15 protein-coding genes are annotated in these 12575 nt (G+C 39.0%); 3 read left to right on the forward strand and 12 right to left on the reverse strand.

Features of this window, described 5'->3' with window-relative positions:
• Positions 1-57: 57 nt before the first annotated feature.
• The gene (locus ACLOAU_RS05495) at positions 58-1509 is read left to right on the forward strand and encodes an AAA family ATPase (RefSeq protein ID WP_427860850.1); all 1452 of its coding nucleotides are present in this window, start codon (positions 58-60) and stop codon (positions 1507-1509) included.
• Positions 1510-1564: 55 nt separating this feature from the next.
• On the opposite strand, the gene ACLOAU_RS05500 is transcribed toward ACLOAU_RS05495, so the two are convergent.
• Positions 1565-2128 carry a hypothetical protein gene (locus ACLOAU_RS05500; protein ID WP_427860851.1) on the reverse strand — a complete coding sequence of 188 codons (564 nt, stop codon included), beginning with the start codon at positions 2126-2128 and terminating at the stop codon, positions 1565-1567.
• An 11-nt stretch (positions 2129-2139) separates the two neighbouring features.
• On the reverse strand, positions 2140-2628 hold the full coding sequence (locus ACLOAU_RS05505; RefSeq protein WP_427860852.1) for a hypothetical protein: 489 nt from the start codon (positions 2626-2628) through the stop codon (positions 2140-2142).
• 150 nt (positions 2629-2778) lie between these two features.
• Here ACLOAU_RS05505 and ACLOAU_RS05510 point away from each other — a divergent pair, with 150 nt between their 5' ends.
• Positions 2779-3060 (forward strand): helix-turn-helix domain-containing protein, encoded by a 282-nt coding sequence (locus ACLOAU_RS05510; protein ID WP_427860853.1) that lies wholly within the window; start codon positions 2779-2781, stop codon positions 3058-3060.
• Between the two features lie 736 nt (positions 3061-3796).
• Positions 3797-4396, forward strand: coding sequence for a helix-turn-helix transcriptional regulator (locus ACLOAU_RS05515; protein WP_427860854.1), 600 nt, complete (start codon positions 3797-3799; stop codon positions 4394-4396).
• A 5-nt stretch (positions 4397-4401) separates the two neighbouring features.
• Here ACLOAU_RS05515 and ACLOAU_RS05520 read toward each other — a convergent pair whose 3' ends face one another.
• From ACLOAU_RS05520 to ACLOAU_RS05565, 10 genes are all read right to left on the reverse strand, one after another.
• A complete protein-coding gene (locus ACLOAU_RS05520) occupies positions 4402-5175 on the reverse strand; it encodes a hypothetical protein (protein WP_427860855.1) in 774 nt (257 codons plus the stop codon).
• On the reverse strand, positions 5156-6796 hold the full coding sequence (dgt, locus tag ACLOAU_RS05525; protein ID WP_427860856.1) for a dGTP triphosphohydrolase: 1641 nt from the start codon (positions 6794-6796) through the stop codon (positions 5156-5158). Before dgt ends, ACLOAU_RS05520 begins: the two co-directional genes overlap by 20 nt.
• A 49-nt stretch (positions 6797-6845) precedes the next feature.
• Positions 6846-7436: a 7-cyano-7-deazaguanine synthase gene (locus ACLOAU_RS05530; protein WP_427860857.1), complete on the reverse strand. Its 591-nt coding sequence runs from the start codon at positions 7434-7436 to the stop codon at positions 6846-6848.
• Positions 7433-8623, reverse strand: a complete 1191-nt coding sequence (locus ACLOAU_RS05535; protein ID WP_427860858.1) for a PfkB family carbohydrate kinase — start codon at positions 8621-8623, stop codon at positions 7433-7435. Before ACLOAU_RS05535 ends, ACLOAU_RS05530 begins: the two co-directional genes overlap by 4 nt.
• Entirely contained in the window at positions 8623-8940 is a 318-nt protein-coding gene (locus ACLOAU_RS05540) for a hypothetical protein (protein ID WP_427860859.1), read from the reverse strand. Before ACLOAU_RS05540 ends, ACLOAU_RS05535 begins: the two co-directional genes overlap by 1 nt.
• 76 nt (positions 8941-9016) lie before the next feature.
• A complete protein-coding gene (locus tag ACLOAU_RS05545) occupies positions 9017-9238 on the reverse strand; it encodes a hypothetical protein (RefSeq protein WP_427860860.1) in 222 nt (73 codons plus the stop codon).
• Positions 9239-9327: 89 nt separating this feature from the next.
• The gene (locus tag ACLOAU_RS05550) at positions 9328-9825 is read right to left on the reverse strand and encodes a GNAT family N-acetyltransferase (protein WP_427860861.1); all 498 of its coding nucleotides are present in this window, start codon (positions 9823-9825) and stop codon (positions 9328-9330) included.
• A gap of 146 nt (positions 9826-9971) precedes the next feature.
• A complete protein-coding gene (locus ACLOAU_RS05555) occupies positions 9972-10523 on the reverse strand; it encodes a hypothetical protein (protein ID WP_427860862.1) in 552 nt (183 codons plus the stop codon).
• Between the two features lie 165 nt (positions 10524-10688).
• The gene (locus ACLOAU_RS05560) at positions 10689-11651 is read right to left on the reverse strand and encodes an alpha/beta fold hydrolase (protein ID WP_427860863.1); all 963 of its coding nucleotides are present in this window, start codon (positions 11649-11651) and stop codon (positions 10689-10691) included.
• Between the two features lie 80 nt (positions 11652-11731).
• Positions 11732-12421 (reverse strand): helix-turn-helix transcriptional regulator, encoded by a 690-nt coding sequence (locus ACLOAU_RS05565; protein ID WP_427860864.1) that lies wholly within the window; start codon positions 12419-12421, stop codon positions 11732-11734.
• Between the last annotated feature and the right edge of the window lie 154 nt (positions 12422-12575).

The raw sequence follows: 12575 nt of genomic DNA on the forward strand, positions 1-12575 counted from the left end.
AACTAGGTTTTTTTTATACCTTTATGGACAATTATAAACAGGTAAAACCCTCCACAAGTGCACCAACCCGAAGCCATTGTAGGGAGAGATCCCGAGAAAAAGATCCTGAAAGAAGTACTCACTTCAGGAGAAGCAGAGCTGATTGCCTTATACGGCAGACGCCGTGTAGGTAAGACTTTCCTCGTAAGAAATTATTATGCACCCTATATGGCTTTTGAGTTTACCGGTATACACGCTGCCAGCCTTCCTGATCAGTTACAAAATTTCGGGCGTGCTATGCAACTGGCTTTGAATACGGTTATACCCACGGCTCCGCCACGCAACTGGGCGGAGGCATTTACCTATTTGACCAATTACCTCACCACAAAAAAGGGGAGGCAGCCCCTGGTTATATTGTTTGATGAGTTTCCGTGGATACATACACCCAAGTCGAAGTTTTTGGAAAACTTTGCCCATTGGTGGAACACCTGGGCATCGCGCCAGCCGCGCATTAAAGTGGTGATTTGTGGATCAGCCGCCTCATGGATGATAGAGCATATATTGAATAATAAAGGCGGCCTGCATAACCGGGTAAGCCGGTCTATGCGCCTGATGCCATTTACCTTACATGAAACCGCGGCCTATCTTAAAAGCAGGGAACTTAAACTGGATGCTTACCAGGTATTGCAGTTGTATATGGCTATTGGCGGCATACCCCTATACCTGAAGCAGGTAGGTAAAGGCCAAAGCACCCACCAGGCTATTGACCGAATTTGCTTTGATGCAAACGGGCTGCTGAAAAATGAATTTCAAAACCTGTACCGCTCTTTGTTTACCAACTCAGGGCAACATGAGGCCGTAGTAAGGGCGCTGGCTAAAAAGCCATCTGGCATGACCCGTGCCGAGCTGATAGAAACCTGTGGCTTTACTACCGGTGGAGGCACCACCCGCATTTTTGATGAGCTGGAACAATCAGGCTTTATTTCTTTATACATTCCTTTTGCCAAAACCTCGAGGGATAGTATGTACAAGCTCTCTGATGAGTACTCGCTGTTTTATATGAAGTTTATAGAGCGCAGTCGTGCTACCGGCAGGGGCACCTGGCAAAAGATTGCCGAAGGGCAGGGCTACAAAAGCTGGACCGGCTTTGCGTTTGAAGCCGTTTGCCAGAAGCATGTGCCGCAAATCATGCAGGCATTGGGCATCGATAATATATATGTAGAAGCGTCGGGCTGGCGGTATCAACCCAAAACAAAAAAAGAAACGGGCGTGCAAATAGACCTGTTGCTGGACCGTAAAGACCATTGCATCAATCTTTGCGAAATGAAGTTTGCCGCAGCGCCTTTTACCATCGATAAAAAATATGCCGCCGAGCTGGACAAAAAAGTAGCGGTATTTACCGAGCAGACACAAACCCGTAAAACCATTTTCCCTACCTTGATCACTACTTTCGGGGTAAAGAAAAACGAACATTTTACGGGGCGTGTTCAGGCGGAGGTTACCTTAAGCGACCTGTTTACCAGGGGTTGATACCACACCCGGCCCAGGTCGCTCTTTAGTAATCCATCCGGCAATAAGTGAGCTACTATCCCTCCTGCAGCGCCAGCAGCCGCGATGCGGCATACACCAGCTTTTTCAGGTATTGGATAAATATAAAAATATGGGCGGCTTCCATCTCCTCTCCTACCGATCCGTTTGATAAAGCGGCTGTAGTAAACAGGTGCAGCCATTGCTTCCAGCGGCGTAGCGGCCGCTTCTCAAAAAAATCAGCCAGGAAAGCTATGGGGTTGCTAAACTCTTTTGAAGTAAGCAACATGGGGAACTCTGTTGCCGGCACCGCCACCAAGTTATACTGCTTTGGGGCAAAATGATCCGCCTGTTGATGCACCAGGAAACAGGCTTCTATCAACAGCTCCAGCTGCTCGCCATAGTGTAAGGCATTAGCCGGGCTACCGTGTTGCCAGCTATAACTATCTTTTAGAGCTGCGCGACAAAAATCATCGAAAGCCTTTATTTGTTCGGCCCTGCCTGCATAATTGAAGAAAGCTTTTAATACTTTAAGCGGGTTGGTCTTAAATGGATCGCTGTTATAGTGAGCAGCAATGCGGTTCAACCAATAACCCGATAAGAAATGATCCTGCTTTTTCATAGGTGATGATTTTAGGTTAAAGGATGATTGATATAGCCCGGAAAGGCAGTAATGATGCGGCCTGCGGCATCTGACACTACGGTGAGTACAGACACGGTGTTGCCCTTATCATCGTAACCGATAGGTTCGCCTGCATCCCATACCCGTTGCAGGTTACTACTTTGCGGAATGGGTTCGGGCTGTTGCTGAAACGCATCGCGGATATAGGCAATGATATACGGGATATCGATGGTAAACTTACCCGTAGCCGGATGCCTGGATATTTTGTAGTAATGCCTCTCTACGATATGGGCTAAGGTAGAAGCGCCCAGGTACCAGCTTTTGCGTAGCAGCTTTTTATGATTTTTAAGCGGCAGGCTATAGAGATGTTGTACCTGCTGCTCCTGCAGCCATTGCTCGGTATCGCTGATGGTAAATAGTACGCGAAGCCAGCGGGCTTCATCGAAAACAGGGCATAGGGGTGGCGGTGCCACAGCCTGTAGTTGTAATGGTGTTAACATAATTGTGTTTTTAGCATAGGTTAAACGAATATTCGTATAGAAATTCTACACTAAGGTATAGAATTATTTTTTATTTTCAACCTATGTGGTTCGTGTTTTTTCTGTTTAACTTTATTACGAGAATTTTGACATCTAAAACGCTTAAGGTCAATGACTAAATTAGGATTGTTTTTGTCGCAGCGTTCGGTAAACAAGTCGGAAGCGGCGCGTAAAGCCGGGCTTTCCAAGGCCCGCATGAACGAACTGACGCTGAATGATCGCAGTCATTTACGTGCGGAGGAATTGTATTTGATTGCCCTGGCTATTGGCGTTGATCCCGGCAATTTACTGGAGTATGTTTGTGCGGACCTGAACCCTGCCGAGCAGTTGCCGCTTGCAGCCGATGAGGAAACGCCTTACGAAACAGCCAAGACCAGGAAGAAGCGTAAATAGCATTTAACTTTTTGTTGTTACATTTATTTTGGGGGAGATCTCGGTTTAATTGAAAACTAATGTCGCCCTGAGCATGACGAAGGGCATTTAGAAACGATCGCGCAAGGCTTCGTCAAGCTCAGCCTGACAGCGCGGCCCTTTCCATCATCGTCTCATTCAAAAGTTAGAAGAAACTTCAAGGAGATTCCTTACGGAGGCCACAGCCTCTTTTTATCGTCATCTCGACCGAAGCGCAGCGGAGAGATCTCCCGCTTAAAAGACAAAAGTGGAAGAAATAATTAAAAACAATCCTGTCAAAGAACTAATGCTTACAATACTTTGCAGGAGGCGCCCGGCTGTGGGCATCATAAATAGCAACGGTACGGTTAGGTGTTTTCATACTCATCCTGGTTTGCGGTAGATGAGTCTTGTTGGTAAGATTACGAAGGCAATAATTTAATTGAAAATAAAAAATGTGGGCCCTCCTAACCTACAACTCTTAGTGACAGCCAAGGAAGCAGGAATTTACAGAAGGACCCACATCTCTCTATTACAGTAAAAATACAATAATAGCAGATATGGGATACCCTTACTGTCTCGACTTCCTTGGCTGTCAAACTTTGAGTTTCGAGACTCTTTCAGTTATACTACAATACAACTCTATTTAATATCCGATAATGTAAATGTACAATTACTTTCACATAAACAAAAATATTTTGTATAATTTTTAGGACAAAAAAACATCTCTCTTTATCAAATGAACAATGGAGAGATACCAGGCTACACGCAATTTATTAGTACCCGCTTAGAAGAGTTGATGAAGCTTGCCGGATTGACTGTTGCGGGACTTGCTCGCTTTATAAATATATCTGAGCCTTATATGCATTCACTTATAAACGGAAATAGGCAGCTGACCGCTGAATTAGCCAATCGCGCAGGTTCGTTATTTAACATTGATGGGGCTAATATATTACGTCCAGCGTACCGCCTCCCGAAGAGCGCAAAAAAAAGCAAATACTTGTCTAACTTTTATGACGAAAATAAGAATGTCACTTCTTATTTTAGCACGCATTATGAACAGAAACCTGCCTTTTACATAGAGAATGAATTATATCATACCGATATATTCGATTCACCCATATATATTTGGGAGCTCCGGGACCACTGCGTCGCCAACAACAAAAAATACTCGAGTAAACAACTATCTCAAATATTAAACTACATGGTAGACAGGGGGCTACTTAAGAAAAAAAAGAGGTCAATAAAATTAAAGAATGGAAGTTATGGTAAAAGAAAAGTAGATGTGTTTTTCAAGCCTAACTTAAAACTTATGAAATTCACTGGTGGAAAAATATAAAGAACTCAAAACTGACATTTGTTTTTAATCTGCTCAGTAGCTTCTAATGTGTTTTGAGTGTGGAGATCGTTTTCAAATATTTTACAATAGGTTTTTAAATACTCATAACTAAAAACACATTTATTAAAATGCTTAAGTTGTATCATATTATACTCTTCTTCTGTATATCTAATAAAATACTCTACAAAATATTTTTTCAGTCTATCAGAAACTTCTAAATTAAATTGAGTCTTGTAATAAACCGTATTTACAATACATAATTCAGGTAACGGATTATCTCTCAAAACGATATCTAACGTTCTATCATTCAAGAAGCTTAAAAAACTGTTGCTGAAAATAAATTCCTTTTTACTTAAATTGTATACAACAGAGGCAAAGTTAAAAAACGATGTATTAGCTAAAGTCTGATCTTTAAATAGTAAATTATCAACCTTTTTATTCTGAAACGCCCAAGTGTTGTCGATATGCCAAAAATCTATATTTAGATTCCCAATCAAAAGCTTGTACCCTCCAAAACTATTCCTTTTATAATCGATCCCCTTCAACAAGAATTTCAAATATTTTTCATCGCAATTGAATACAATATCCAAGTCCCTTATTTTCCCAGCATCTTTTAAAAAAAAGTTTCTGATTACCCCACTGAAAATCAATATTTCAGAAAAGGCGCTGGCTCGTTTCAAAAAAAACCAAACATCCGGATGTACACATGAAGACAGATAAACAGAGAACTCTTCTGCTTTTTTACTAACGTTGGAAATATTAATTAATTTTTTGTCCACTTATTTTTTGATAATGTGCGACAGCGAATTGATCTGTCATACCAGAAATAAAGTCTAAAATTACTCTAAATTTATAATACTCGTTTAGATCGTCAAAATCCGGGTTTATAATACCCCTAATTTCAAACCTAAGCCTCTTCAATTCAGACTCTTCTAAAACTGTTAGTGGTCTCATTTGTTGATTTTCAAATAGTACTTCATAGCTCGTTTTTAATTCTCCAAACTTAGCTTTGTGTTGTTTTATTTTCTCAGCTTCTTTCTCCAAATCCCTAGCTTTTTCTGGTCCCTTTTTTTTAAAAGTTGAAACGTCTTTTCGTAAAGACTTTAACATTTTTTCAAATTTTACATCTCCTATTGTTAAAAGGTTTTCTTCGATCGCGCATTCTATTATAGACCGAGAAATTAAATGCTTAGCGCGTTTCACATATTTTTCGTTGTCATGAAATAAAAACTCTATGTAAAAATCTAATAGCCCGGTAAAAACTGAATGACCGGTAGATTCTAGATAGTTAATTTCTCTTGACTTAAATATTTTGCTTGAAAAAGATTCTAACGCTTTGTATATTTTATTTGGATCATCTTTTATCAACTCCTGATTATAGGTTCCTATTTCTATCTTTTTAAGGTTTTTTTCGAAGTTTGTAAATGCAAGCTGTACCAAATGTCCTATCAGCTTAATCCTTATATTTACTATCTTAGTATTATCATCATAATAGGAATTTCTGCAAATACTTATTATTTCTTCCGCAATTTCACCTTTGCTTCTGCTAAATTCATCCTCGATATCTTTAATGCCGTAAATATTTTTATTAAACCCATCTTCCATGTCCATACATAAGTATGCTATCGAATCAGCAGCTTCCATTAAATAACATAATGGATGACGAACTATTTTATCTTTTACTTTTAAACCGCACTCATCAACAATTTTTTCAAAGTATTTTATTTCTGAGTAAAACACTCCATGCTTTGAGCATTCTATTTCCTTTTGCTTTAAAAGCCTTCCTATCTTTTTTAACTTCTCTTCTTTAACCTTATTAATATTTTCATAATTCGGATACTTAAGATAAGACGCCAAAGTACCTAAAGTCAAGTTTAACCCAAATGGATTATCCAAGTATTGTAATTTAGTAATTACTCGCAGTCCCTGTGCATTTCCGTCATAATATAGAAAGTCTCTTTGTTGATGCTCACTTAGTTTTAGAAATGATTTATTTTTTTTGCCTTTTAAATTTTTAAAATAATCAGAGACTATTGTTTCCCCAAAATGGCCAAAAGGCGCATTACCTATGTCATGTATCAGACAAATGTTTTGCAGCAAAACGGGCAAAATACGAAGAAGTTCAACTTCTTGTAAACCTGTCTTTTTCTGAATTAATTCAGACTTACTCAACTTGAGTCCAAATGTGTAACCTAAAGACATGACCTCATTTGAATGCGTGAGCCGTGAATGAATATTATCGTCGGTGGTTAATGGGAAAACTTGTGTTTTGTCATGCATTCTTCTCAGAGCTGGACTGTAAATAATCCTTCCATAGTCACTTTCAAACTCATTCCTATCATCTTTTAATTTTGATTTTTTGAGTCTTTCTTTATTAATTAGTTTTTTCCAGTCTAACATAATATTTTCTGTTATTAAGAATAAGATTTCATTTATTGAGGGTCGCCTTTCAATTTATATCTAATTCATGCCTAACTCTAAGTTGCTTGATACAACCGGAGCATTTTCCACAAGCGACATTTGATATATGACAAGAATGTGCGATAGTTAATAGCTCAGTTGGTACGTCATATTTATAAGCAAGTTCATGACTGTAACTACTAAGAGTTGGACAAAATATATTGATCGCGCCCTCTTGATACAATACTGCTTTGTTCATAAGGTCATAAAATTTCAATGTTCCATCTTTATGAAAATTATCAGATTTAACAGACGCAAGATAGAGTTCATTAATTTCGTCTTTTACACCTTGCATACATGCTAATGTAATTAATAACTGATTCCGGAACGGCCACCACTCCTCTGATGGCGATATCTTCAAATTATCTGAATTTATCAAAGTTCCTGTACCTAAACTTCGGCAGTCAACTCGTATTACACTGTGTTGAATTTTTAATTCCTCGCAGATAAATTTAGAAACATATACCTCCCTTTCAGCAACTATTTGTCCATAGTCTATTGTATAAGCAATATCTGGTTTAATTCCGTATGTTAAACAAATCGAATCTATACCGCCTGATAACAAAACTGCTTTTCTCATAAGTTCCATATAGTTTGATACATTGCTGTCGTTAGATGTTTAAAAATCGTGGTGTTGCCACCATTAAACATCAAAAGTTTATTCTCATCACAAGTGCGGTGATATCCTATTACTTTTTTTTTGTTGGCCAGTGCATAGCCTGCCTCTATCAAAGTACCAGAGTCTAAATTATCAAGTACACAGAAGACAATCTCTGAATTATTGAGCCCTTCAATATCTTTCTTTGCTATCTCGATGTCATCTCCTAGTCCGATATCATGAAAAGGAGAGAAAACTTTGACTCCAAATCCTAAAAATGCAGATCGAACTTTATCGATTAAAATTAATTCGGAAATTGAAAAAAAGGGCGAAGCCAAGTAAATCTGTTTTGCCGCCAGTTCCGTTGTTTTAAATTCTTCATACGCAAAGTCAGTAATTCGACTGCTACTAACATATACTTTTTTATCACAAAAATAAGCAGTCGATTTCGATGCATTTATAGCTGAATCTTCTATCGAAAAGCCTTCCACCATCCAGTAATAGCAAAAGCTTGAGGTGAAAATATCCCCCGACCCAATTTTATTCACGTTTTTAGTCACATATGCTGGAATACGGACGTTACTATTGCCTAAATATAGTGTTGCGCCTTGAGGTCCGTTTTTAATTATGATTGCCTTAGCCTTTTCCTCATCAAAAAAGTATTTTTTGATATCTTCTATATCGACGCTTGACGCTAGCGATTGAGCCTCAATTAGATTCACAATATATACTAGTTCTTTAGCATTCCCTATTCCGCTAAACCTTTTAGGTTTCACTGCAGTTTGAGGATCATAAACAACTTTATCCCCATTTATTTTGTAGTCTGATTCAAGCATTCCAAATGCTAGGACATTCTCCGCCTGAATGTCAAACTCTCTCGTTTTTGAAATATTAGTAAGACCTGGAAAAATTACGGGCTCGTCCAAGGCAAAACTATATTTGAATGTTATTAGCTCTTCATGATATTCACATTTAAATGAAAAGCCTTTATAGACTTTTTGGTTTTCTGTAAGAAAACGTAAAGTTTCATTGTTTCCGGAAGTATAGAAATCAACAGAGCACTTATTCTCTAACAAAAATTTAGCGCCTCTAAAACCGGACCCAAATATCTCAATAGAAATATCGTCATAATCCACTTCTCTATATGTACCACCTATCACTGTAATCATTACTTTCTCCGGATTTCAACCTTGCAGGCAGGGAAATTAATAGTTAGGATTTCGGCCTCATACTCAGCTCCTTGTTTAATACAATCTATTATATCTGTTGTATTAGAATGCAGAATGGCTCCTAGAGTTTCTCCATCTCCATCCTCTAATAATAAAGCTTCATTTTCTCCTAACTCGACGTTTAAAATATTGCCGATCTCATGCTTTGAAAGAATTGTTAGATCTATAGAAGAAACATTGGTTTTAATAATGCTTGAATCACAATCAAATTTGGTTCTTTGTGGAGGAACGTAACCTCCGCTGCCAGATCCACTCATAGTAATATTTTAAATTTTGGTAGATTAAAAATATAAAAATATAAACGTTTTAAAAGGGGTATTTTTCCCGTATTTCCTATTTCAGCCATTTCATTAAACCTGCCGTACCCGAAACAGAATAAATGATCGCTCCTACTATAATGGCAATTACGATGATCACCAGCCAGGCAATGGTTTTCATACTGTCGATATCATCACGGTATTCGGGTGTACCATTATCGTAATTATACTGAGCCTGCTCGCGGGCTTTGCGCCGGCCGTATTTTGTATTGAGGTTATATTGTTTGCGCTGCGCCATATTATTGTTTATATGGCTTCAAATTTATGGTGGTGTTCAATGCCTTTCTTACGGGAAACCGTAAAGCAGCCCCTAGCCGGCTAGCCGGTTTACTGAATGGTAATAGCGTACAATGACAGATCTTTATTGCCCTGCATAAAATTGCGTTGAAACTGCAGGCCCAGGCGTTTCAATAGCTTAATGGATTTTTCGTTTTCAGGATCGGTAATGCCGGTAATAGTGGGGCTTACTTTTTGTTGTACCAGTTCGTTAAGGTATTTGCCGACAGCTTCAAATGTATAGCCGTTTTTTTCAAACTGGGGCAATAGGGCAAATCCAATGTCCGGAAACTCCTGGTTGTCCCGGTATAAAAAAGTGACCAGGCCAATAGGCTGTTGGGTTTCTTTTATTTCAAAAACACTGTAAAAGAAATTTTGGTTGTCAATAATCTTCTGAATATATTTTTCAGCATCATTGGCATTACTGATATTCCGGTCGCCGATAAATTGTAACCAACCGGGGGAGTTTACTAGTTCATGGATGAACCCGCTATCAGTTGTAGCTATGGGTCTTATTAAAAGGCGGTCTGTTTCTAATTGTTTGTACATAAGGGTATGCTTTCACCATTGCCGGTCTTGCAGCAAGATATAGCAATCTTTGAAGTATTTGTTATTGGGTTATAGCCGGCTCGTGAAATACCAACCGGGGCTAAAACGTCAAGCTTGCGCGTTAGCCCGCCTAAAACAAACCATTGTTATAAGCCGTATTTCTTTTTCTGTCTTAATACTCGGCCAAATTCGTTTCCTTGGGGCATTACTTTAATTATTCTGTCTGGCGAAATAGAGTTTGAAAGAACAATTTGATAGTCGTATAAAGTGTAAGACATAAAATCAATGGAATTTCGTCGATCTGTCAAAGCACTTGCATTACTCATAATTTCTTTGTCCGCCAACACTGAATATAGTTTGTCAATTATTTCATAATCGTAAATTTCATTGTCAAGGTTGTTAGCTCTGGCAATTTCCTCACCCATTCGCCATAAAAGTGTCTCACGATATTGTTTTCCAAAAGATTTCAGATCAGTAATCTCTTTCTTAAAGTCATGTCTGTTTGTAGCGCCTATCCAATGTCCGAAGTAGGCTGGTAAGTCCTCCTTTTTGATTCGAAATACTATTCCGTTATATTTTTTTCTTTCTCGTACTCCGCATTGATTAAAAAAATTCACCCACCATTTGTCCAAGTGTTTGTGCCCTGTTAGAGGAAAACAGAAAAGTCCCTTTTTCGATTTACGAATTCCGTTCTTCAAAATTTTCTTTGTGTCGTTTACCAGTGTCCAATGAACTGCTAACATGTCTTTAATATGGCTTATAACTCAAATATATGCGAAACGATGTTATTCCCATTTTTCCATTGCAGTCGTTTCTTACCAGCAACTATCCGACTTGGAAAACAATATCTTTCTGCTTCCTTATTAAGCATTTTGTTGTTCTAACCATTTTAAAATTAATTGGGTAGTTTCCTCCGGCTTTTCCTGCTGTATCCAGTGACCACAATCCAAACTAGCAATATCCAGATTAGGGACAATATTTTTCAGGTTGTCAGACTTTGGGATCGTATCCTGCTCACCATATATCATAAGAGTAGGCTGATGAATGATGGGGGTTGTGTTCGCCATGAAATGCCAGTTTTGATCCAGGTTTCTGTACCAGTTGATGGCTCCTGTAAACCCTGAAGATTCGAAGGCTGCAACAAATACAGAAAGCTCGCTGTCTTCCATTAAGGATTCTCCCAATGGTTTTTCTGCTCTTGCCAGATTGATCATTAGCATCCCGGGTTCTGGTGGTGTGGGAGGCAGGTTTTTACGAAATATGTTGCGAAGGAACCGGAATACGTTTTCATTCATGATAGCATCTGCTACTCCTGGTTGCCGGTTGAAGTGAACAAAATAGAAGTCTTCCCCAAAGATGGCTTCCATCAATTCAATCCATGGTTGTTCTCCACGCTCCTGGTAAGGCAAAGCCAGGTTGATTATTTTATTTACCCGTTCAGGATGCAATAATGCCAGGTTCCAAACTACATTTGCCCCCCAGTCGTGACCAACAAAAGTGGCATCCTCATATCCGTAGTGATCGAGCAGCGCAACGAGGTCGCCTGTCAGGTGTTCAATGTCGTACTCCGTTACTTCGGCCGGGCGGGATGAATTGCCATACCCTCTCTGGTTGGGAATGATAACATGATAGCCTGCCGCAACAAGTGCCGGCACCTGATGACGCCAGGAAAAAGCATGTTCCGGAAAGCCGTGACAGAGTACAATAGGTTTACCGGCATTCTGCTTACCCGCTTCAAACACTTCAAGTGTTACACCATTTACTGAAATAAGAATGGGTTGGGGAAAATGGGCTGAGTTAAACATTGAATGGGTTTCGTTTGTCATTTTTATTCTTTAAAAGATTTATTAATGAGGCAAACTTATATCCGCCCAATGACAGCCTTATGTCAGGGGTCAACAATAAATTAGTGGTATCTCTCAAAATACTCCTGCAAGGTCAATTGGTGCGGTTCAAATTGGTCGGTCAATATTTCTAATTTCTTGATTCGGTCCAAACGAAAAAAACGGAATTCTTTTCTTAACCTGCAATAGGCAACGAGCAACCAATTTTCGGTGCTTAGTAAGGCAAAGGGCTCAATATGCCGGGTTGTGGTTTTGTTTTGCTCGTTAGCGTATTCAATTTTTGCGATACGGAAATTGGTAAGGGAAAATTGCAAGTCAGATAAATTACTGCTTTTTCTTTCCAGGTGGTTATTTTGGTCAAACCGTGTTCTTTCTGAAAGTAAGTTGGCTTTGTCTTGTATATTGTATTTCAAAACCGATTTTATTTTTTCAATGGCTTCCGTGTAATCTTTAATGAATGAAGTGTCTTTGTTTTTAAGCACTAGTTGTTCTGCCGTAATTAAAGCATTGGCTTGTGCTTCTGTAAACATTACGGGTGGTACTCTGTAACCTTCCATTAGCGAATACCCTTTTCCCTCATCCGTAATGATGGGAACACCTGCTTGTTCCAACGCTCTGATGTCTCTGTAAATGGTTCTGATACTAACCGAAAATTTGTCTGCCAGTTTCGGGGCTGTTAAAAGTCGCTTCGTTTGCAACTGTGTGAGGATGGCTGTTAGTCTTGAAAGTCGTTTGGTATCATTGTCGTTCATGGGTCAAATTTACGGTTTCGGTTGTGGTGTGGGATGTTGGTTAAAATGGCTTATAGCTTAAATACGCGAAATAGTTCTGTTTGCTATTGCTGGTGTTTCTCAGGCACTGCTGTTAAGTTTTACAATCCGCCTACTTGATGCAAAGCGTTATTAA

The organism is Paraniabella aurantiaca (assembly GCF_050309965.1).
GTDB lineage: Bacteria > Bacteroidota > Bacteroidia > Chitinophagales > Chitinophagaceae > Niabella.

Coding starts and splice junctions, on each gene's coding strand:
- ACLOAU_RS05500 (WP_427860851.1), bottom strand. CDS start 2,128: ATGAAAAAGCAGGATCATTTCTTATCGGGTTATTGGTTGAACCGCATT.
- ACLOAU_RS05505 (WP_427860852.1), bottom strand. CDS start 2,628: ATGTTAACACCATTACAACTACAGGCTGTGGCACCGCCACCCCTATGC.
- ACLOAU_RS05510 (WP_427860853.1), top strand. CDS start 2,779: ATGACTAAATTAGGATTGTTTTTGTCGCAGCGTTCGGTAAACAAGTCG.
- ACLOAU_RS05515 (WP_427860854.1), top strand. CDS start 3,797: ATGAACAATGGAGAGATACCAGGCTACACGCAATTTATTAGTACCCGC.
- dgt (WP_427860856.1), bottom strand. CDS start 6,796: ATGTTAGACTGGAAAAAACTAATTAATAAAGAAAGACTCAAAAAATCA.
- ACLOAU_RS05530 (WP_427860857.1), bottom strand. CDS start 7,436: ATGAGAAAAGCAGTTTTGTTATCAGGCGGTATAGATTCGATTTGTTTA.
- ACLOAU_RS05535 (WP_427860858.1), bottom strand. CDS start 8,623: ATGATTACAGTGATAGGTGGTACATATAGAGAAGTGGATTATGACGAT.
- ACLOAU_RS05540 (WP_427860859.1), bottom strand. CDS start 8,940: ATGAGTGGATCTGGCAGCGGAGGTTACGTTCCTCCACAAAGAACCAAA.
- ACLOAU_RS05545 (WP_427860860.1), bottom strand. CDS start 9,238: ATGGCGCAGCGCAAACAATATAACCTCAATACAAAATACGGCCGGCGC.
- ACLOAU_RS05550 (WP_427860861.1), bottom strand. CDS start 9,825: ATGTACAAACAATTAGAAACAGACCGCCTTTTAATAAGACCCATAGCT.
- ACLOAU_RS05560 (WP_427860863.1), bottom strand. CDS start 11,651: ATGACAAACGAAACCCATTCAATGTTTAACTCAGCCCATTTTCCCCAA.
- ACLOAU_RS05565 (WP_427860864.1), bottom strand. CDS start 12,421: ATGAACGACAATGATACCAAACGACTTTCAAGACTAACAGCCATCCTC.